The sequence below is a fragment of the Frankia sp. CoBUL1 genome, from assembly GCF_978021245.1.
The window spans coordinates 1-571 of record NZ_CDXDOS010000096.1; the positions used below are offsets into that span (position 1 = coordinate 1).

Here is a 571-nt window from a genome sequence, read left to right on the forward strand (position 1 = left end):
GCCACGGTCAGGGTGCTGGTGGCCGGGTCCTGGATGACGTAGGCGACGCTGGCGATGGTGTCGATGCTGCGGGTGACGGCGTCGAGTTCGGTCAGCAGGGCGGCGGGGGGCAGGTCGAGGCGGGCGAGGGTGCGGGCGGCGGTGCGTAGCTGGCCCATGGCGGCGGCGGCGTTCAGGCCGCGGCCCATGACGTCGCCGATGACCAGCGCGACCCGTCCGGCCGGCAGGGGGATGACGTCGAACCAGTCGCCGCCGACCTCGGTGCCGCTGGTGCCGGGCTGGTAGCGCCAGGCCAGGTCGAGGTCGTCCAGGGTGGGGATGTCGCGGGGCAGCAGGGCGCGTTGCAGGGTCAGGGCGGCGGTCCGCTGGTGGTCGAAGGCGTGGGCGTTCGCGATCGCGGTTGCGATCCGGCTGCCCAGTTCGGTGGCGGTCTGGGTGTCCTGCTCGCGGTAGGGGCGGGCCGCGGTGACGGCGAACCCGACGGTTCCCAGGCAGTGCGGGCCGACCAGCAGCGGGACAATGATCGCGGATCGAAGGTGGGAATGCCGGAACAGGGCGGCCACGCTGCTCG

1 protein-coding gene is annotated in these 571 nt (G+C 73.6%); it reads right to left on the reverse strand.

Going from position 1 to position 571, the window contains the following annotated elements; all coding sequences use genetic code 11:
- The coding region (locus AC08OX_RS09300; protein ID WP_476607445.1) for a PP2C family protein-serine/threonine phosphatase at positions 1-571 on the reverse strand (571 nt) is incomplete at both ends.